Source organism: Hyphomonas sp. (assembly GCF_036964145.1).
GTDB lineage: Bacteria > Pseudomonadota > Alphaproteobacteria > Caulobacterales > Hyphomonadaceae > Hyphomonas.
The window spans coordinates 144,758-161,980 of the sequence record NZ_JBALUC010000001.1 but is presented as its reverse complement, the minus strand read 5'-3'; the positions used below and the strand labels follow the sequence as shown (position 1 = coordinate 161,980).

23 protein-coding genes are annotated in these 17,223 nt (G+C 57.4%); 7 read left to right on the top strand and 16 right to left on the bottom strand.

What is annotated here, in order from left to right; genetic code table 11:
* Positions 1 to 8: 8 nt before the first annotated feature.
* Together V7660_RS00840 and V7660_RS00835 are read right to left on the bottom strand one after the other, a co-directional pair.
* The gene (locus V7660_RS00840; protein ID WP_335601222.1) at positions 9 to 1,163 is read right to left on the bottom strand and encodes an AI-2E family transporter; all 1,155 of its coding nucleotides are present in this window, start codon (positions 1,161 to 1,163) and stop codon (positions 9 to 11) included.
* 141 nt (positions 1,164 to 1,304) lie between these two features.
* The gene (locus V7660_RS00835) at positions 1,305 to 1,478 is read right to left on the bottom strand and encodes a DUF1328 domain-containing protein (RefSeq protein WP_034814608.1); all 174 of its coding nucleotides are present in this window, start codon (positions 1,476 to 1,478) and stop codon (positions 1,305 to 1,307) included.
* Positions 1,479 to 1,642: 164 nt separating this feature from the next.
* Here V7660_RS00835 and V7660_RS00830 point away from each other — a divergent pair, with 164 nt between their 5' ends.
* Positions 1,643 to 1,804 carry an entericidin A/B family lipoprotein gene (locus tag V7660_RS00830; RefSeq protein WP_335601221.1) on the top strand — a complete coding sequence of 54 codons (162 nt, stop codon included), beginning with the start codon at positions 1,643 to 1,645 and terminating at the stop codon, positions 1,802 to 1,804.
* A 498-nt stretch (positions 1,805 to 2,302) separates the two neighbouring features.
* On the top strand, positions 2,303 to 2,509 hold the full coding sequence (locus V7660_RS00825) for a hypothetical protein (protein WP_335601220.1): 207 nt from the start codon (positions 2,303 to 2,305) through the stop codon (positions 2,507 to 2,509).
* A gap of 64 nt (positions 2,510 to 2,573) precedes the next feature.
* Here the strand turns inward: V7660_RS00825 and V7660_RS00820 are convergent, their stop codons facing one another.
* Genes V7660_RS00820 through V7660_RS00810 form a run of 3 tightly spaced genes read right to left on the bottom strand, consistent with a single transcriptional unit; the run spans position 2,574 to position 5,047 of the window.
* Positions 2,574 to 4,274 (bottom strand): sensor histidine kinase, encoded by a 1,701-nt coding sequence (locus V7660_RS00820; RefSeq protein WP_335601219.1) that lies wholly within the window; start codon positions 4,272 to 4,274, stop codon positions 2,574 to 2,576.
* Entirely contained in the window at positions 4,252 to 4,848 is a 597-nt protein-coding gene (locus tag V7660_RS00815) for a sigma-70 family RNA polymerase sigma factor (RefSeq protein WP_335601218.1), read from the bottom strand. The genes V7660_RS00820 and V7660_RS00815 overlap by 23 nt, the downstream gene beginning before the upstream one ends.
* Positions 4,849 to 4,858: 10 nt before the next feature.
* Positions 4,859 to 5,047: a NepR family anti-sigma factor gene (locus tag V7660_RS00810; RefSeq protein ID WP_335601217.1), complete on the bottom strand. Its 189-nt coding sequence runs from the start codon at positions 5,045 to 5,047 to the stop codon at positions 4,859 to 4,861.
* 167 nt (positions 5,048 to 5,214) lie between these two features.
* Here V7660_RS00810 and V7660_RS00805 point away from each other — a divergent pair, with 167 nt between their 5' ends.
* Positions 5,215 to 6,009 (top strand): response regulator, encoded by a 795-nt coding sequence (locus tag V7660_RS00805; protein WP_335601216.1) that lies wholly within the window; start codon positions 5,215 to 5,217, stop codon positions 6,007 to 6,009.
* A 73-nt stretch (positions 6,010 to 6,082) separates the two neighbouring features.
* Here V7660_RS00805 and V7660_RS00800 read toward each other — a convergent pair whose 3' ends face one another.
* Positions 6,083 to 6,247, bottom strand: coding sequence for a hypothetical protein (locus V7660_RS00800; RefSeq protein ID WP_335601215.1), 165 nt, complete (start codon positions 6,245 to 6,247; stop codon positions 6,083 to 6,085).
* Positions 6,248 to 6,289: 42 nt separating this feature from the next.
* Positions 6,290 to 7,102, bottom strand: a complete 813-nt coding sequence (locus V7660_RS00795; RefSeq protein ID WP_335601214.1) for a Crp/Fnr family transcriptional regulator — start codon at positions 7,100 to 7,102, stop codon at positions 6,290 to 6,292.
* 114 nt (positions 7,103 to 7,216) lie between these two features.
* Between V7660_RS00795 and V7660_RS00790 the strand changes: the two genes are divergently transcribed.
* The 3 genes from V7660_RS00790 (at position 7,217) to V7660_RS00780 (ending at position 8,623) form a co-directional block, all read left to right on the top strand.
* The gene (locus V7660_RS00790) at positions 7,217 to 7,516 is read left to right on the top strand and encodes a DUF883 family protein (protein ID WP_335601213.1); all 300 of its coding nucleotides are present in this window, start codon (positions 7,217 to 7,219) and stop codon (positions 7,514 to 7,516) included.
* A gap of 99 nt (positions 7,517 to 7,615) precedes the next feature.
* Positions 7,616 to 7,918, top strand: a complete 303-nt coding sequence (locus tag V7660_RS00785) for a hypothetical protein (RefSeq protein ID WP_335601212.1) — start codon at positions 7,616 to 7,618, stop codon at positions 7,916 to 7,918.
* A gap of 57 nt (positions 7,919 to 7,975) precedes the next feature.
* A complete protein-coding gene (locus V7660_RS00780) occupies positions 7,976 to 8,623 on the top strand; it encodes a hypothetical protein (protein WP_335601211.1) in 648 nt (215 codons plus the stop codon).
* A 6-nt stretch (positions 8,624 to 8,629) separates the two neighbouring features.
* Here the strand turns inward: V7660_RS00780 and V7660_RS00775 are convergent, their stop codons facing one another.
* The 5 genes from V7660_RS00775 to V7660_RS00755 form a co-directional block, all read right to left on the bottom strand.
* Complete coding sequence (locus tag V7660_RS00775) at positions 8,630 to 9,235, bottom strand: sigma-70 family RNA polymerase sigma factor (protein ID WP_335601210.1); 606 nt, start codon at positions 9,233 to 9,235, stop codon at positions 8,630 to 8,632.
* 323 nt (positions 9,236 to 9,558) lie between these two features.
* Positions 9,559 to 10,437, bottom strand: a complete 879-nt coding sequence (locus V7660_RS00770; protein ID WP_335601209.1) for a 3-hydroxybutyryl-CoA dehydrogenase — start codon at positions 10,435 to 10,437, stop codon at positions 9,559 to 9,561.
* Between the two features lie 157 nt (positions 10,438 to 10,594).
* On the bottom strand, positions 10,595 to 11,293 hold the full coding sequence (locus V7660_RS00765; protein ID WP_335601208.1) for an SDR family oxidoreductase: 699 nt from the start codon (positions 11,291 to 11,293) through the stop codon (positions 10,595 to 10,597).
* 96 nt (positions 11,294 to 11,389) lie between these two features.
* Positions 11,390 to 12,319: an electron transfer flavoprotein subunit alpha/FixB family protein gene (locus V7660_RS00760; protein ID WP_335601207.1), complete on the bottom strand. Its 930-nt coding sequence runs from the start codon at positions 12,317 to 12,319 to the stop codon at positions 11,390 to 11,392.
* Positions 12,319 to 13,065, bottom strand: a complete 747-nt coding sequence (locus V7660_RS00755; RefSeq protein ID WP_035547930.1) for an electron transfer flavoprotein subunit beta/FixA family protein — start codon at positions 13,063 to 13,065, stop codon at positions 12,319 to 12,321. The genes V7660_RS00760 and V7660_RS00755 overlap by 1 nt, the downstream gene beginning before the upstream one ends.
* Positions 13,066 to 13,319: 254 nt before the next feature.
* Here V7660_RS00755 and V7660_RS00750 point away from each other — a divergent pair, with 254 nt between their 5' ends.
* Positions 13,320 to 14,078 (top strand): YebC/PmpR family DNA-binding transcriptional regulator, encoded by a 759-nt coding sequence (locus V7660_RS00750; protein WP_335601206.1) that lies wholly within the window; start codon positions 13,320 to 13,322, stop codon positions 14,076 to 14,078.
* A gap of 13 nt (positions 14,079 to 14,091) precedes the next feature.
* Here the strand turns inward: V7660_RS00750 and V7660_RS00745 are convergent, their stop codons facing one another.
* The 4 genes from V7660_RS00745 to V7660_RS00730 form a co-directional block, all read right to left on the bottom strand.
* A complete protein-coding gene (locus V7660_RS00745) occupies positions 14,092 to 14,535 on the bottom strand; it encodes a GNAT family N-acetyltransferase (RefSeq protein WP_335601205.1) in 444 nt (147 codons plus the stop codon).
* Positions 14,536 to 14,609: 74 nt separating this feature from the next.
* Positions 14,610 to 16,016, bottom strand: coding sequence for a dihydrolipoyl dehydrogenase (gene lpdA, locus V7660_RS00740; RefSeq protein ID WP_335601204.1), 1,407 nt, complete (start codon positions 16,014 to 16,016; stop codon positions 14,610 to 14,612).
* 97 nt (positions 16,017 to 16,113) lie between these two features.
* Positions 16,114 to 16,479, bottom strand: a complete 366-nt coding sequence (locus V7660_RS00735; RefSeq protein WP_335601203.1) for a hypothetical protein — start codon at positions 16,477 to 16,479, stop codon at positions 16,114 to 16,116.
* A 79-nt stretch (positions 16,480 to 16,558) separates the two neighbouring features.
* Positions 16,559 to 17,200: a hypothetical protein gene (locus V7660_RS00730; RefSeq protein WP_335601202.1), complete on the bottom strand. Its 642-nt coding sequence runs from the start codon at positions 17,198 to 17,200 to the stop codon at positions 16,559 to 16,561.
* Between the last annotated feature and the right edge of the window lie 23 nt (positions 17,201 to 17,223).

Sequence of the window (17,223 nt, the reverse complement as noted above, 5' to 3'; positions counted from 1 at the left end):
CAACAGAGTCAAGCATCCTCGGCGACTGGCCGGTCCTTTTGACGGAACACGAACTTCATGAGACGCGAATCCGAGCCGGATAGATCATCCCGGTCGCCAAGGAATTTTCCGAAGCTCTCAAGCCCATTGACATTATCGGACACGACTTTGGCCATGAGCAGGATTGGCGTGGACAACAACATGCCCATGAATGACCACACCCAGGCCCATAGCGCGAAGGAGATAAATACCACGACCGCATTCAGCTTGAGGCGGCGGCCCACGAGCACGGGCGTCAGGAACTGACCTTCGATTGTATTGATGAGCCAGTAGAACAGAGCCGGAAGCATAGCGTGCACCGTGTTGTCGTAAGTGACCAGCCCAGTGACAAGCGTGACGGCGATGCCCCCGATCGAGCCAATATACGGGATATAATTCAGCAGGAAGGCGCCCAATCCGAAGAGGAGTGGGTTGGGCATGCCAATGGCCCACATGACCAATCCGATGATGACGCCGAGCGCCGCATTGATAGCCGTAATCGTGAACAGATACGTGGAGAGCTGGTTCTCAATCGTACGCGCTGCGGCGAGCGCCCGCCTTTTGTCCTTCAGTTTCGGCATGACCTGAACAAGTTTCTCGTAGAACATATCGCCAGAAGCGATCAGGAAGAAACTCAAGGTCAGTGTGACGATCAACTGGCTGACCACAGCAGGCGTGGCCTGCGTCATGACGCTGACAAATCCCGGTTCTCGAATCGCAACTGTCTGCTGGCCACCTTGCTTTGTCAGGGCATCAATTTGATCCCCGGCCTTCAGGACAGGCTCAATGGTGCCGAACAGGCCACTCAATTCCCGGCGCACCTCTGCCGCAAAGGTCGGGGCATCGCTCAGATATTGCTGGAGTGCCTCGGATATGAAGTAGAAAAGGACACTGAACACAACCAACAGGCTGATCATGATGATCCCGGCTGCCGCACCTGGAGGTATGCCAATACGGCCAAGCGCGCGGCGTACAGGGCTGAAGGTCAGCGCAAGTACGAAGGCGGAAATGATGGGAACAAACACTCCCTGCGCCAGGCTGAGCGCGCCCAGCACCAGAATCCAGAAAATTCCGGTAATAGCCCAGTTGCGCACCACGTCTCGCTTGTCGGCAGATCCTGTCAGGGAGGCCATGTCTTCTTTCACAGGCCCATTATCCTCCCGTCCATATTGCGATTAACATACGCGCAAACAGCGGAGAGGTTCCCTGGGAGACCGCAGTACCATATCCCAAAGAAAAAGGGCGTCGCAGTCTGCAACGCCCTTTTTATGTGTAATCTTCATTCATCAAGTCACGTTTCGTCCACGGACGGCCCGCGCAACGAAGGACAGGACGAGAAGAACGAGGAAGACGAAGAACAGGATCTTGGCGATACCGGCGGACGCACCTGCGATGCCACCAAACCCAAGAACTGCGGCGATTAGCGCCAGTACGAAAAATGCAATTGCCCAACCGAGCATGACTATAACTCCTTTTCAATCAAACAAACCGGCGATGCATGCCGATGAGATGCCAGTACAACCCGAGTCCGTGCACCGAAGTTCCCGAATATTTTTTCTGTGCACTCTGGAACCAAGCCAGAGGGGTAACGTTTCTTCCCTGCTTAATGCGGAAAGGACTCATTATGAAAAACACCGTGAAGATCGCCAGTCTCGGCGCCCTTGGCGCGCTTGCCATACTGCTGGCAGCCTGCAACACTGTCGACGGCGTCGGCAGAGACGTTGAAGCCGGCGGCGAAGTTATTCAGGACACTGCTCAGGACGTTGAAGAAGATATCAACGACTAAATCGGGTCATCCATGACTGAACCAGACACGCCCCACTTGGGGCGTGTCTTTATTTATGTGCTGTATTCAGGATTTTATATGATCCCACACCGACTCCGTGTCGGCCATCAACATCTATAGGACAAGGAAATAGGCGGTCAGCCTGAAAACGAAATAAGCAGGACACGGGTGCGTCTACCCGAACGCATTAATTCCCTGTGCTTTCTCATACAGGCCCAGACCTGCCCAAAACCTATGATCAGTAGAGAGACAACTCTGCCGATCGAGCCTGGGCCGCTAATACGCTTGAAGGTACGAAAGTGTGAAGCCAGACCGCGAGACCTGCGTTGAATATCTATCCGGGGGCGGGCCGTGTTAAGCATATCAAACATACGCGCGTGTTCGCCACAGGTTCCGCCAGCACCTAACTGACGCTGTAGCTGGAAAGGCTCCCACCCCATCCAGGGAACCTGCTGCCCCCTTCAGCGTTTTAAGGGCGCAGACGATAAGGAGTCAGCCATGAAAAAGATGATGCTTGCGACAGCCTTTCTCAGCCTCGGTACTTTTGCTGCGTGCGATGCCACGGACGAACCCGACGAGGTCGACATCACAGTTGAGGAACCAGACACGCTTTCCGACGAGTTGGAAGAAGCCGGTGATGACGCTGAAGCTGCGGTGAATGATGCGGGCGAAGCCATGACGGAGCCAACCGATACTCCTCAATAACATCCGTTTTCATATAAAAATATGACGAGCCCGGTGAGTTGACCGGGCTTTTCTGCGTCAAGGATCAGAATGGCATGACCAATTTATGTGAGCAGCCAAGGCCGGGACGTGCTTCCGTCGTGAATTCAGCAGAGAGCTGGCGCGCAAAGGCGACCATCAGCTTCGAGCCGAGGCCCGAACTGCCATCGGTGCTGTCGTATCCGAGCCCGGTATCCCTGATCTCCAACGTAACCTGGTCATCCGTCGCCGACAGACAGACCGACACCTCGCCTCCGTCTTCCTCGAACGCATACTTCATGGCATTGGTGACAGCCTCGACGATGAACAAGGCCATGGGGATGGCATCGTCAGCGTCCCGCTGGATTTCGGCATAAGACTGAACCAGACTGATGCCTGCTTCCGACATGCCAAGGGCATCGGAGAGGTGATTAAGAAGGCCCGTCAGGAAGGGGCGCATGTCGACGCTTTCGAGCCGCTCATTCTGGTACAGGGTCTGGTGGACGATCGCCAGCGCATCGATCCGATGACGCGTCGCGGCGATGGCTTCCTTGGCTTGCGGATCCTTCAACTGACGCCCCTGCAGGTTCAGGAAGCTGGTAACGATCTGGAGATTGTTCTTCACGCGATGATGGATTTCCTTCACCGCCGCGTCACGGGTGGCAATGGCTTCTTTCAAATCCCGGTCACGATGATCAATATCCTGCGCCATGACTTCCATCGCCGTCGCCAGGCTACGGATTTCCGACGGCGCATCCACAAATGAATTGCCCGCCTTGAACTGGTACCGGCCGGCGCCATAGATACGCACCGTGCGTGTGAGGCGAGAAATCCATCGCAGGACCAACCCGTCAATCGCCATCCAGGCCGCAAGCAAGGTGACAGCAAAAGCCAACAACGGCAGTCCGAAGGATGTCGCGGGACGAACAAAAAAATCATTCCACAGGCCATAGGAAGGCCGGGCAATGACGGCGAAAATGTTGGAATTACCGACAGGCCTCAATACCACATCAACGGATGTGCCATCGGGATGATCAACCCGGAACAATTGCGCATCCTGGGCACGCCTCACTCCCTCAATCCATTCAGCCGGGATTGGCCCGACAAGAGGATCGCCGAATACGCGGCCCGTTTCGTCGGCAATGGACAGCGAAACATAGTCCGGCAGATATCCCGCCCGCACGAGGTTGGCCAAATCTATCGCGCCGAGCGCAAACGTATTGATGCCTGTGAAATTTCCGGCTTCGTCTTCGACGCGCTTGTTCAGCGCAAACACCCATTCATCGCTGGCAGATCCGAAGAAGGCATCGCTCCGCGCGAAGGAATCTCCCCCTGCCCGCAGGCGGTCATGCAGAACCTGATTTTCGCGGCTGAGAGCCGGTGTGCCCACGGCCGAGCAAATGACTTCACTATTTTCATCAAACGCGACGACATTGGTCAGAGAGGGCAGGTAAACTGACAGCTCATTGTAGACGCCACTGCATTCCCCGGCTGCCAGTCGGGGCTCATACAGTGACAGCAACAGTTCCGCCTGTTGCAGGGACTGGTTGACACCATCAATGGCCGCGCCCGCAACGAGCACGAGATTCTGCGCCTGACTATCTCGTATGTCGCGCGCATCAATATACGCTTTGAACGCAGACAGGAGCAGAACAGGTGTCAGTGCCGCCGCTAGCGTCAAGACAAGCTTGTTGCGAAGCGGTGCGGCGCTGGGGGCCCGGCCTGACTGGTTCAGGTCGCCGTCTTCATCCGACACCGGCAATATCATCCGCCTGTCGCATGATATCGTTGAATGCGTCTTCCGCTTTCATATTGGAGTCGTCGCTATAGCCCGCACCATTGGATTCGAGGATTTCGACGACAGCCTTTCGCGCGCGGGAGACGCGGCTCTTGATCGTGCCCACAGCCACACCACAAATCTCTGCGGCCTCTTCATACGGGAGCCCACCAGCCCCCACCAGAATCAGGGCTTCGCGCTGGTCGATGGGCAACCTGCCCAATGCGTTACGCATGGCAAGCAAGTCGAGCGTGTCAGACGGATTGCTGTTGGAGACAAGCGTGGCCTCGGCCACTTCCGGATCAAGCGGCGTCCGGCGCCAGGACCGGCGTTTCTCGGAATAGAAGACGTTTCTGAGGATCGTGAATGCCCAGGCCTTCATATTCGTACCGGCTTGAAAGGATGCGCGGGCATTCCACGCCTTCAGCATCGCGTCCTGCGCGAGATCATCTGCCAGCGTGGCATCACCACACAAACTGCGCGCAAAGGCCCGCAAATGAGGAATCAGCGCGGCCAGCTCACGTTTGAAATCAACGTCACTGAGTTTTTCCGTATTGTCTGTCATGGAAATCCCCTCAGGATTTATCTGAGGTGGAAGATGGCCGAGCTTTGTCGGCTTCTTCGAGAAGCCGCAGGAACTCGTCCGGCACGTCTTCTTGCGCAACTTCGTCATAAACGCGGCGGAGTTGCTCTCCAATGCGCTGCGTCCGCCTCTTGCTGCCGAGGTCGGACTTGACGGAGTTATTGCGTCCGTTTTTTTCCATTCCGCTTAAACTATCCTGATTCACGATCTAAATACCTAACTATATGAGTCTGATAGTTAAACAGCCAGAGTGCGCATTAGTTCCCACATAGTGCTGTTTTTTGCACTATTGTGGAACCAATGCGGTTTTTATGAATTGTTAATGCGGTCCCAGAAGAGAGGTTCCCCATGAGTTTGGTACAATCGTTTGCTCCCCATTTGCCGTTTCTGCGGCGTTATGCGCGGGCGCTGACAGGCAGCCAGGAAAGCGGGGACGCCTATATTCGTACGTCGCTCCAGGCGCTCGTCGAAAACCCGGAAGTCGTTGATAATTTGGAAGATCCTCGACTATCCCTCTATCGATTCTTCCACGTGATCTGGGGCACAACAGGCGCCCAGCTTGAGGGAAGGGATGGCCCAGCCGGTGATCCCGCCGACAAGCGACTCCAATCCCTTGCCCCGATCCAGCGCCAGGCCTTCCTGCTGACAGCCCTTGAAGGCTTCTCCGCCTCGGAAGCAGCCTATATTCTCGGAATTTCCGAAAAAGAGCAGCGTGTGCTTGAGCAGGATGCCCAGAAAGAGATCGAAGGCGAACTCGCCACCAAGGTGCTGATCATCGAGGACGAGCCCATTATTGCGGCCGATCTGGAGAGCCTTGTCGAAGATCTCGGTCATACCGTTACCGGCATTGCCACTACCCATCGCGAGGCGCTCTCTCTCTTCGGCGCCAATCCGCCAGGTCTGGTTCTGTGCGATATCCAGCTCGCTGATGGATCGTCTGGTATTGATGCGGCGCATGATATCCTGGCCGACCATGATGTGCCGATCATCTTCATCACGGCCTTCCCGGAGCGCCTGCTCACGGGCGAACGGCCAGAGCCCACCTATCTCATCCCGAAGCCTTTCCAGGAGAACACTGTGAAAGCGGCGATCGGTCAGGCCCTCTTCTTCCATCCGGCGAATGGCGCGCGGGTCGACGCATAAGTCCCCCGATAACATAAAGAAAAACGCCCCGAACTTCGTTCGGGGCGTTTTTTTATAAATACTTCCTCCCGGATCAAACACCGGATGGCGAAAGCAGGCCCGTTACCGCCAGTGCCAAGAGCATGCCGACAAGCGCGATCGCAATGCCGATTCCCATGACGCTAAGAAGCCCCATGCGTCGGCGTCCCTGACGCGCTTCAACGGTAGACAGATCATCTTGGTGTGTTGAGTCTTGCATGAGATGTACTCCAGTTTCATTTGAATCTTGCGAATGAGACAATCAGTCGTCTCGAGGCATTCGGGGGGCATTTGCTTGGCTTGGGATCACGCCATTGGGCCGGGGCATTTCGCTGCGGCCGCTGAATTCTTGGGGCACGGCAAAGTCGAGCTTCCGGGCGTGAAGATAATCCGTGTCGAACTGCGACATGCATGCCAGCTTACGCTTGTCGAGAATGGTCACCTGACCCCGTGATTCATCGATTAGCCCTGACCGACGCAAAGCGGACATGGTACGCGAGACATGGACGGGTGTGAGGCCCAGTGCATCAGCCAAATCTGTGCGCGTCAGGGGCATAGGCAAATGGTTTTCTGAGCCACCCACAGCCGCGTACAGGCGGCGCTGCAATTCCAGCAAGAGGTGGGCAATACGCTCCTTCGCGGAGCGCCGGCCTACACGGACGATCTGTTCGCGTAAAATGGATTCTTCCTGCACGGCAGCCCACCAGAAGGCGGACGCAACATCTGCATCATGCCGCAACACGGAAACAAATTGTTCGGCGGATATTGTCATTACGACTGTGCGCGTGACCGTGGTAACCGAGTGGTCAGCTTTGACACCCGCCACCACCTGCATGTCGAAAACGTCACCAGGTAGCATGAAATTCACGATCTGCCTTCGGCCATCATCCAAGGACCTGTAGCGTATGGCCCAGCCATCCTTGACGAAGAACATCTTCTGAGGGGTTTCCCCTACGCGGATAATATCATCTCCGGCCTGATACACACGCGACTGGAAATCGAGTTGGTCGAATTTTTCCCAAGTATCATCCTTGAGAGACACGTATTGGGAGAGTCGGTTTCTGAACACATCCATGCGAAGCCAACGTGTCGTTACGGGCTTTGTTCCGCCGTGAAGAATCGCGTCCTGAGTGGAACGAGTTCTGAAGTCGGGCGTTGAATTAGCGCACACGAAATCAGGAGATTTAACGTGAATACCAAGACAGCGACTACTTTGAAAGCCGAAACTGAAGGCGACTACGCAGCGTTGAAAGATGACATCGCCATGCTGCGCGGCGACCTCAAGAACGTTATGGCTGACATGCAGGGTCTCGCAAAAGTTAAAGCCCAGGCCGGCGTAGAAAAGGGCAAGGAATTTGCCGACAAAGCCTCCGGGCAGTTCAAGGAAACACGCGCCGATGTGGAATCGGAAATCCGCAAGAATCCACTGGCTGCAGTGGGGATTGCATTTGGGGCTGGCCTCATCCTCGCGATGATGAGGGGCAAATAATTCATGGATGCGACCAAGCTTCGGCTTTTCGCAGCTGTCGCCGGAATCGTTTGCGGTTTCGGCGGCATGTTTGCATTATCAGTAGCCGGAATATTGGCCTTGGCCTCTGTAATAGGCCTGACGGCGGCTTGCTTCACCATCGCGGCAATTCTCGTGGCTATCGCAGCACTGATGCTCTACATCTTCCTGCTGCCCTATCGCAAATCCTCCGAAGAAATCGATGATCTGGAAGAGTCGACAGCCAATGCATTGGCCGACCTGCCCTTCGACACGCTGAAATCTCTTGTCCAGAAATACCCGGTTTCAGTCTCTGCAGGCGCGATGCTGTTGGGATACACGCTTGTGCGCGACCCGAAAACAGCTACGCGCCATGCCCAACGACTCCTACTCGGGCTGCTCTGATCACAGCGCATCCTATGTCTTGCAGACAAACCGCAGCAGGATCCCTATATTGTAGATATGAGATCCATTCTGTTCATTGCATCGGCGGTTGGTGCCGGACTGGCCTTTGGCCGGAAGTATCTTGAACGCGGTGTCTCGGCCCAGAAGAACAAGGCCATCGAATCCGCTGCGGTCGAAACGCGCCGGCAGATCAAGCGTCATGCCGATGACTTTCTCAGGAAGAGCTTCCGCTCATTCGCTATAGCGACGGGAATCAAATTACTTATCCTGGCTAGCCTCTGGGGTCTTTCCCATGCAGGCGTGTTTGAGCGTCCCTATTTCATCTGGAGCGTGACCGGCGTCCTGGCGGTATTCCTCATCCGGGATATCTGGGTGACCTGGCCCTTTGTACGGCTCGGGGTGACGGAACTCTCCCGCTATGGCTGGCATCCCAAACGCGCCCTCGGAGAAGTGGTGGCCGGCCATGTCTTCCAGCAAGTGCTGACCGAAGCCCAATCCGTGCCGGCCTCGCGCTCTTCGAAAGTCATGCTGGTCCTCGCCGGTCAATCGCGCGAAGGGCTTGAGCATGACATTGCGACATCCGTGGCCGCAATCGCCCGAGATACATCCTGGTCAGATCTGCGACCGTTCCTGATTTCAGCCGGCATCAAGACGGGCGCATTAATGATAATCTATTCGGTGAGCGTCTTCCTGCTCATGGCATAACTCCGGTCAGGCGGCTTCGGCCATCAAGCCTTCGGCGTGCACCACCAATTCATACAGCGTAGCCTGTTCCGGTTTTCCCATCAGATCATTGGAGATGAGGGGCACAACCCCGTTCAACTCATCCACTAATATGGCGCGCGCCCGGTTCACCCGACTTTTGATGGTACCAGGCGAGCAATTCATGATGACGCCAGCTTCTTCATAGGTGAGTCCCGCCGCCAGAACCAGAATAACCGCATCCCGCTGTTTGATAGGTAGCGCGTAAATCGCCTGGATCGCGCGGGACGCATCGCTCAGCATTTCCGCCGATGTATGATCCACCAGTATCTCTTCGAGGAAACCGCTTTCGACATCCACGTTTCGCCAGGCGCGTCGGCAATGCTGGAGGTATTCATTGCGGACAATGCGCAGGATCCAGGGCCGCATCTTGGCGGTGGGGTCAAATGTTCCGGAAGCCGCCCACGCCTTCAGACATGCTGACTGGACAATGTCGTCTGCCAGTGTGGCATCGTGGCAAAGGCTGCGGGCAAATGCGCGCATCTGGGGCAACAAGGCTTCCAGCTCGTCGACAAAGGACCAGTGTGGAGCAAAAGGCTCTGGAGATTTTGTCATACGATCCGAGCTCCTGTCGCTTTTTGGGCGGCTCTGCCTGTATCAGCGAAGCGAGGAGCTGTGGGGAACGACACGTGGCCGCGCGCCCATACCGTCAATTCGGGAGTCGCCCGCTCACAAGAGCTGCTCTTCCCGGCACTCAAATCACAAACCATAATCCGTCCCCGCCTCATGCTGGTTCGACCAGCTCGCAAAGTAAAGCAGCAGCAGGTTAACGAATTAACAATTACTCTTGGTTGAATTTTTTGCCCCTGAAACCACTTATGCGTGAAGCATCTTCCAAAAATTCGCATTGCGCAGTTAGAACGACAGCATGCGAGAATTTATCGGGTTGGGACAGGCTCAGGGCCGGAATAGTCATAGAACCCCTTGCCGACCTTTTTGCCGACCCAGCCAGCCTCGACATATTTCACGAGCAGCGGGCAAGGCCGGTATTTGGTATCGGCGAGACCATCATGCAGAACCTGCATGATCGACAGGCAGGTATCGAGCCCGATAAAGTCGGCCAGGGTAAGCGGCCCCATGGGGTGATTGGCCCCTAGATGCATTGCCGTATCAATGCTCTCGACCGTTCCGACCCCTTCATAGAGGGCATAGACGGCCTCATTGATCATCGGCACGAGAATCCGGTTCACGATGAAAGCCGGATAATCCTCGGCATTGGTGGTGGTCTTTTCGAGGCGCCCCGCAAATTCGATCGCCGTCTCATAGGTCTCTTGGCCGGTTGCGAGACCGCGGATCACTTCGACCAGCTTCATCAGGGGAACCGGGTTCATGAAATGCAGTCCGATGAACCGTTCCGGACGGTCGGTTACCGAAGCAAGCCGCGTGATGGAGATGGAAGAAGTATTCGTGGCAAGATAGGTGTCTGAAGGAACAATTTCACAGATCGAGCGGAAGATCTGTTCCTTGATCTCACGCCGCTCGGTGGCGGCCTCGATCACCATGTTTGCCGCCTCATGATCCTTCAACACCGTGGTCGGCTTGATGCGTGCCAGCGCTGTATCCATGGCGCCGTGATCATACTGGCCGCGACCCACCTGGCGCGCCATGTTGCGTTCGATGGCCTTCATGCCCTTGGCAAGTGATTCATCCGAAATATCGCTGAGGATCACGTCATATCCAGCGAGTGCACTGACATGGGCGATACCGTTGCCCATCTGGCCCGCGCCAATCACGCCAATCGTCTTCAGGTCTGCCATAGAATTCGTCCAGAACGTCGTAAAAAGGTGATGTCATATCCTGTTTGTGCAGTGCGTCAAATACAAGTCTGAGACGCAGCCCCTGATCGGGCCTCCACAGTCCTGGATGGCGGCCCAACACAGCGGATGAAACCGCCGCAGCGGGAATGACCCCGTTTTACGCCGTATAGATCATCTTTCGCGTCATCCCGCCGTCGACCGTCAAAACCTGCCCAGTCACAAATCCGGCCTCGGAAAGGTGGGCCACAGCCTGTACGATGTCCTCCACCTTGCCGACACGACCGACCGGATGCTGGGCGTGCGCGTCCTCGGACAGCTCCTCATTCGCCGAATTGATCCAGCCTGGTGCAATAGCATTGGCCCTTATGTCAGGGCCGAGACCAATCGCCAGCGCATGTGTCAGGCCGACAATGCCGCCCTTCGCCGCCGCATAGCCATAAGTGTCTGGTTCGGACTGGTACGCGCGGGTGGACGCCATGTTGACGACGCTGCCCTTCGCGCCGCGCAGCAGGTCAACGCACTCCCGCACCATCAGAAAACTACCGGTCAGATGTGGCGCGATCCAGCTATTCCAGTCGGCGAGACTCATACCCTCAATTGGCCCTGCAACAGGGTCGGCAGGTCCGCCATTGTTGACCAGTAAATCAAGCCGGTCGAAGCCGGTTGCGGCAACGGCCGCGCGGATGCTGTCTTCCGAGGAAAGATCACATTCAATCGCACGAACGGAGTCTCCCAGAGTGGCGAGCCCGTCGCGATCAATGTCCAGCGCCGCGACTTGCCAGCCCTGCCCGGCAAAGTGTTTTGCCACTGCCCGGCCGATGCCGGATGCGGCCCCTGTCACGATGATTGTCTTCATGGAAATCTCCTGCCTGCCTTTGATTTGGGCCTCAAACGAAACAACCCGCAACTCCGGCAAGGAGTTGCGGGCTGAATTCAGTCAGGCCTGAGAAGCTTACAGGGCTTCGGTCAGCTCCGGCACGGCATTGAAGAGGTCTGCGACCAGGCCGTAATCGGCAATCTGGAAGATCGGAGCCTCTTCATCCTTGTTGATCGCCACGATGATCTTGGAATCCTTCATGCCAGCAAGGTGCTGGATGGCGCCCGAAATACCAACAGCGACGTAAAGCTCCGGGGCAACGATCTTGCCGGTCTGGCCGACTTGGTAGTCGTTGGGCGCGTAGCCCGCATCGACAGCAGCGCGTGACGCGCCGACAGCCGCTTCCAGCTTGTCCGCCAGCGGCACGATCAGGCGGTCGAACTCTTCTTTCGAGCCCAGTGCGCGGCCACCCGACACGACGCGTTTCGCGCCAGCCAGTTCCGGACGGTCGGACTTGACCATCTGCTCGGAGACGAATTCGGATTTGAACGGGCCTGCAGGTACCTCTGCAGTCTCGACAGATGCCGAACCATCTTCACCCGCCGCTTCGAAGGCCGTGCCGCGAACCGTGATGACTTTCTTCGCATCGGAAGATTTCACGGTCAGAATGGCGTTACCGGCATAGATCGGACGCTCGAATGTGTCGGTGTCGATGACATCCGTGATGTCCGACAGCTGCATGACGTCCAGCTTCGCGGCGATACGCGGAGCCATGTTCTTGCCCGTCGTCGTAGCCGGAATGAAGACGGCGTCATAGCCGGACATCATTGGCACCACGAGGGCTTCCATGGCTTCCGCCAATTGCTTGGCAACCGAGGTGCCGTCGGCGTGAACGACTTTGCGGACACCGGAAACCTTGGCAGCCGCAGCCGCAACATCGCCTGCGCCTTCACCAGCCACCAGGATGTCGACGTCGCCGCCGAACTTCGCCGCTGCGGTGACAACCTTGTGGGTCGCGTCGTTCAGAGACGCATTGTCGTGTTCAGCAATAACCAGAACAGCCATTAGATCGCTCCTGCTGATTTGAGTTTCGAAACAAGCGTCGCAACGTCTTCGACCTTTTCACCAGCCTCGCGGACAGGCGGCTCAGTCACTTTCACAACCGAGAGGCGCGGCGAGATGTCGACGCCATAATCGCCCGGAGCCTTCTCATCAATCGGCTTCTTCTTCGCCTTCATGATGTTTGGCAGGGACGCGTAGCGCGGCTCGTTGAGGCGCAGATCGACGGTGACGATGGCCGGCGTGGCCAGTTTCACGGTCTGCAGGCCGCCATCCACTTCGCGGGTCACGGTCAGGGCGTCGCCGTCCTTCTCGATCTTGTAAGCGAAGGTGCCTTGCGGCCAGTCCAGGAGCGCGGCCAGCATCTGGCCGGTCTGGTTGGAATCATCATCGATGGCCTGCTTGCCGAGCAGCACCAGGTCCGGGCTCTCGTCGGCAACGACTTTTGCAAGGATTTTCGCAACGGCCAGTGGCTCGACGGTTTCGTCGGTATTGATCAGGATACCGCGGTCACCGCCCATGGCGAGCGCCGTGCGGATGGTTTCCTGAGCCTGTTTCGGGCCAATCGAGACGATCACGACTTCGGTCGCCGTACCGGCTTCCTTCATGCGAACCGCTTCTTCGACAGAAATCTCGTCAAATGGGTTCATCGACATTTTGACGTTTGCGAGATCGACGCCCGTCTGATCGGGCTTCACCCGAACCTTGACGTTATAGTCGATGACGCGTTTGACCGGCACCAGGACCTTCATACAACCGCTCCAGACATTTGTTGGAATTAAACTCGTGTGGGGTGTGCCTAACGCCCGCGCATAAAAGACGCAAGGTTGACGTTGACGTAAGTGTCAATTTGGCGCGGAAAATTTTGCAAAGCCCGGCCCTGCGATCTGCAAAAACGCAATTCCGGGCCCAAAAGAGCCCGTTACACAGTGGGAGCTTGGCCGTTTCGCAAACCTGCGCTAAACGCCTCCCTTCTCCTGATCCGACCAAATTCGACGAGGGCTCCATGGCAGGCCATAGTAAATGGGCAAACATCCAGCACCGCAAAGGTGCGCAGGACAAGAAGCGCGCCGTCCTTTTCGCGCGTCTGTCAAAAGAGATCACGATCGCGTCCAAGATGGGCGGGCCAGATCCGGACGGAAACCCCCGCCTTCGCCTCGCGATTCAGAACGCCAAGGGCCAGTCGGTCCCCAAGGACAATATCCAGCGTGCCATCGACAAGGGTCAGGGCGGCGGCGGCGAAGATTATGTGGACATCCGCTATGAAGGCTTCGGGCCCGGCGGTGTCGGCGTGATCGTTGAAGCCTCGACTGACAACAAGAACCGCACGGCGACCGATGTGCGCACAGCCTTTTCGAAGAATGGCGGCAATCTCGGCGAAACAGGTTCTGTCTCGTTCAGCTTCGATCAGGTTGGCGAAATCGAATATCCCGTGAGCGTGGGGACGGAAGACGAAGTCATGGAAGCGGCCATCATGGCGGGCGCACAGGACGTGGAATCCGATGCCGAAAGCCACTGGATCTATACCGCCCGCGAGGATCTCCAGTCCGTGGCGGACGCGCTGACCGAACATTTCGGCGAAGAGGTGGAAGCCAAATCCACCAAGCTGATCTGGAAACCGCAGAACAATATTCCGGTCGATGGCGACGCGGCCGACACGCTGATGAAGTTGCTGGATGTGCTCGACGAGTTGGATGACGTGCAGAACGTCTATGACAATTCCGAACTGTCCGAAGCGGAAATGGCCCGCCTCGCAGAAGGTTGAGTCAGGCCCCGCCCTACGGTCCGATCAGGCGAATCTGCTCGTGGCCAGCCTCACCGGCCTTGGCCAGCACTTTCCAGCCGAGCGCCTCATAGGCGTCCCGCGCCGCTGTATTCTGCGCGTCCACATCCAACAATAGCGGCTGGCCCATATCTTCCCGTCCGACATGCAACAGGCCCCGGCCCACGCCGCACAGGCGCCAGTCCGGCGCGACGAAGAGATGATCGACATAGCCGGAATCCGGGCGCAGTGTCAGGAAGCCCACAATTCCAGCTTGCGGTTCCTCAGCCACCCAGGCCCGCGCCGTCGGCAATGAATTGAATAATTGCCGCAAATAGGGCGCTGCCGGGCCGCGCCACGGAAACTCCTGCAGGCAGTCACGAAACAATTGATAGCACGGGCGATAGTCCCGACGCTCAAAGTCGCGGATATGCCAGCCTGCTCCGGAATGAGTGTACATGTGAAAAGAGTGGGCCTGATGCGGGATCAGGTCCACTCTTTATCTCAGACATATTTCGACAATTGGCCGAATGCCTACATTTGCATCGTCCAGCCTTCAATGCCCATTGCGGCCTGACGAACGGCCTCCGACAGGGTCGGGTGAGCATGGCAAGTGCGGGCAATATCTTCCGACGCCGCACCGAATTCCATGGCAACGCAGACCTCCGCGATCAGCTCGCCCACCCCGACACCCACCATGTGTACCCCAAGGATCTTGTCGGTCTTCTTGTCGGCCAACATTTTCACGAAGCCATCGGTCTCATGGTTCGTGCGGGCACGGGAATTGGCCATGAAGGGAAATTTGCTCTTCACATATTCCACGCCAGCTTCCTTGAGCTGTTCCTCGGTCTGCCCGACCCAAGCCATTTCCGGCTTGGTGTAAACCACGCTCGGCACGAGATTGTAATTCACATGACCCGCCTTGCCAGCAATCAGCTCGGCCACGGCAGTGCCATCATCCTCGGCCTTGTGCGCAAGCATCGGCCCGTGGATGCAATCACCGATCGCCCACACGCCCTCTGTGACCTTGAAATGGCCATCGGAGACCTGGATGACACCGCGCTTGTCGGTCGTGCCGCCAACGGCTTCCAGGCCGAGGCCTTCCGTGTACGGCTTGCGACCGATCGCAACAATCACAACATCGGCATCCAGCACTTCCGTCTCGCCGCCTGCCGCTGGCTCCATGCTCAGCTTCAACTTGGATTTGAGTTTCTCAACGCCCGTCACCTTCATGCCAAGGCGGAAATTGAGGCCCTGCTTCTTGAAGATTTTCTGGGCTTCCTTAGCGACGTCCGCATCGGCGCCCGGCATGATGCGATCAAGATACTCCACCACGGTCACGTCCGCACCGAGACGCGCCCAGACCGAGCCCATTTCGAGGCCGATCACGCCGGCGCCGATCAGGACAAGGCGTTTGGGAATGGAGGTCAGCGACAGAGCGCCCGTATTGGTAACGACACGCTCTTCATCGATCTCGATGCCTGGCAGGCTGGTCGGCTCGGAGCCAGTCGCGATCACGATATTCTTCGTGTCCAGCGTCTGGGTCTTGCCGTCGAGGCCTTTGACTTCAACCTTGCCCTTGCCGAGAATCTTGCCGCGGCCCTTGATATAATCGACCTTGTTCTTCTTGAAGAGGAATTCGATTCCCTTGGTCAGGCCGTCGACCGCTTCGGTCTTCTGCGCCATCATCTGGTCCAGGTCGATTTCCAGTTTTCCGGTCTTGATGCCCATGCCGGCAAATTCATTCTGCGCCGTGGCATAGAGTTCCGAGGCGTGCAGCAGGGCTTTGGACGGGATGCACCCGACATTCAGGCAGGTGCCGCCCAGCACACCGCGATCTTCGATACAGACCGTTTTCAGGCCGAGTTGTCCGGCACGAATTGCGCAATTGTAGCCGCCGGGGCCGCCACCGATAATGACGACGTCGTATGTCTCAGCCATGGGGAAATCTGCCTTGCTTAGAGGGCCCAGTAGGAATGAGCCGCCAAACTAGGCATTTTGCTTCTGAAATCAATGCGGCGGGGCCTGCAAGTTTGGATTAGCTGCGTTTCGTCACGACAAGACCCACGAAAAGCACCCAAAGCACGCCGCTGATCACCGCCTCATCAGTCCAGAGGATCGGATCGGCGCCAGATGCCACCATCAATCCGGCGAGAAGGGTGAACAGGAGGATTCCCGCGAGCGCAATCCAGCGCCCGGATCCCTTCCCCGCCATGATCGCCAGACCGCCCAGCAGGACAAGGCCCGTCGCCACCAGTCGCACAAGACTGGTCGGGGGCTGCATGAGGGCGTCTGACAGGCTGCTACCCCGGTTCACAAGAATATTGACGGTCGCGGCGCCGCCCCAGAACAGCCAGCCGCCCACCAGGGCCAATGCCAATCCAATGACACGTCTTATACTCATCCCGTTTCCTTCTCATCCCTTTTCAAAGGAAGGTAGGCTCATGCCGGCATGCCAGCAAACGCAATCTGCCAGGACAGTCTCAGACCGCGCGGCGGCGCCGGGCGTTCATCTTGCGGCCATGCATCGCGAAACTCGCACGCTGGCGCGCAATCGCGGCGGGCACAAAGGCTGGACGGGAGGGTTTGGCCGGAACCGGGCGCTGACGTGCTTCCGGCAAGGGCTCACTGACGAGCACGGGCTTCGAGAGGACCAAGGGAACATCTTGCGTCGACGACTCTGCTTGGCGGGGCGCCCGCAGCCGCAATTCCCAGACGGCGAGCATCAACAGCAACGCGCCGGCGCAAACACCGGCGATGGCCCCTTCGGCCGCGCTGGGGTCATTCCACCAGCCGGGCTCGAACGTCACGAGATAGAGGCACGGGATGCCTGCTACGACCCCCATCAGATACCAGAGCACACCGCCAGGCCGTTTCGCGGCGATCATTGCGGCTGAACAATAGAAACAGAGGGCGGCGAGCAGATAGGGTCCGCCATAGGCGATGCCGAGCTGTCGCCAGTCGACGCTTTCAAGTCCGCCCGTAATATCGTCCTGAACCACCCAACTCAGCGCCATCATGATCGAGGGCCAGCGCACAGCCGTCAGCGCGCCAAAGGCAAAGGCGATCGCATACACGGTCAGGAGGATGGCAATCAGGCGGCGAAGCATTTTTTCGCGTAGCATGGACAGGGTAACTGCCCGCTGAA

What these genes read in the sequence shown, in the direction of transcription:
- V7660_RS00835 (WP_034814608.1), bottom strand. Translation starts at nt 1,478, where the DNA reads ATGCTCGGTTGGGCAATTGCATTTTTCGTACTGGCGCTAATCGCCGCA.
- V7660_RS00830 (WP_335601221.1), top strand. Translation starts at nt 1,643, where the DNA reads ATGAAAAACACCGTGAAGATCGCCAGTCTCGGCGCCCTTGGCGCGCTT.
- V7660_RS00825 (WP_335601220.1), top strand. Translation starts at nt 2,303, where the DNA reads ATGAAAAAGATGATGCTTGCGACAGCCTTTCTCAGCCTCGGTACTTTT.
- V7660_RS00820 (WP_335601219.1), bottom strand. Translation starts at nt 4,274, where the DNA reads ATGATATTGCCGGTGTCGGATGAAGACGGCGACCTGAACCAGTCAGGC.
- V7660_RS00815 (WP_335601218.1), bottom strand. Translation starts at nt 4,848, where the DNA reads ATGACAGACAATACGGAAAAACTCAGTGACGTTGATTTCAAACGTGAG.
- V7660_RS00810 (WP_335601217.1), bottom strand. Translation starts at nt 5,047, where the DNA reads ATGGAAAAAAACGGACGCAATAACTCCGTCAAGTCCGACCTCGGCAGC.
- V7660_RS00805 (WP_335601216.1), top strand. Translation starts at nt 5,215, where the DNA reads ATGAGTTTGGTACAATCGTTTGCTCCCCATTTGCCGTTTCTGCGGCGT.
- V7660_RS00800 (WP_335601215.1), bottom strand. Translation starts at nt 6,247, where the DNA reads ATGCAAGACTCAACACACCAAGATGATCTGTCTACCGTTGAAGCGCGT.
- V7660_RS00795 (WP_335601214.1), bottom strand. Translation starts at nt 7,102, where the DNA reads ATGGATGTGTTCAGAAACCGACTCTCCCAATACGTGTCTCTCAAGGAT.
- V7660_RS00780 (WP_335601211.1), top strand. Translation starts at nt 7,976, where the DNA reads ATGAGATCCATTCTGTTCATTGCATCGGCGGTTGGTGCCGGACTGGCC.
- V7660_RS00775 (WP_335601210.1), bottom strand. Translation starts at nt 9,235, where the DNA reads ATGACAAAATCTCCAGAGCCTTTTGCTCCACACTGGTCCTTTGTCGAC.
- V7660_RS00770 (WP_335601209.1), bottom strand. Translation starts at nt 10,437, where the DNA reads ATGGCAGACCTGAAGACGATTGGCGTGATTGGCGCGGGCCAGATGGGC.
- V7660_RS00765 (WP_335601208.1), bottom strand. Translation starts at nt 11,293, where the DNA reads ATGAAGACAATCATCGTGACAGGGGCCGCATCCGGCATCGGCCGGGCA.
- V7660_RS00760 (WP_335601207.1), bottom strand. Translation starts at nt 12,319, where the DNA reads ATGGCTGTTCTGGTTATTGCTGAACACGACAATGCGTCTCTGAACGAC.
- V7660_RS00755 (WP_035547930.1), bottom strand. Translation starts at nt 13,065, where the DNA reads ATGAAGGTCCTGGTGCCGGTCAAACGCGTCATCGACTATAACGTCAAG.
- V7660_RS00750 (WP_335601206.1), top strand. Translation starts at nt 13,320, where the DNA reads ATGGCAGGCCATAGTAAATGGGCAAACATCCAGCACCGCAAAGGTGCG.
- V7660_RS00745 (WP_335601205.1), bottom strand. Translation starts at nt 14,535, where the DNA reads ATGTACACTCATTCCGGAGCAGGCTGGCATATCCGCGACTTTGAGCGT.
- lpdA (WP_335601204.1), bottom strand. Translation starts at nt 16,016, where the DNA reads ATGGCTGAGACATACGACGTCGTCATTATCGGTGGCGGCCCCGGCGGC.
- V7660_RS00735 (WP_335601203.1), bottom strand. Translation starts at nt 16,479, where the DNA reads ATGAGTATAAGACGTGTCATTGGATTGGCATTGGCCCTGGTGGGCGGC.
- V7660_RS00730 (WP_335601202.1), bottom strand. Translation starts at nt 17,200, where the DNA reads ATGCTACGCGAAAAAATGCTTCGCCGCCTGATTGCCATCCTCCTGACC.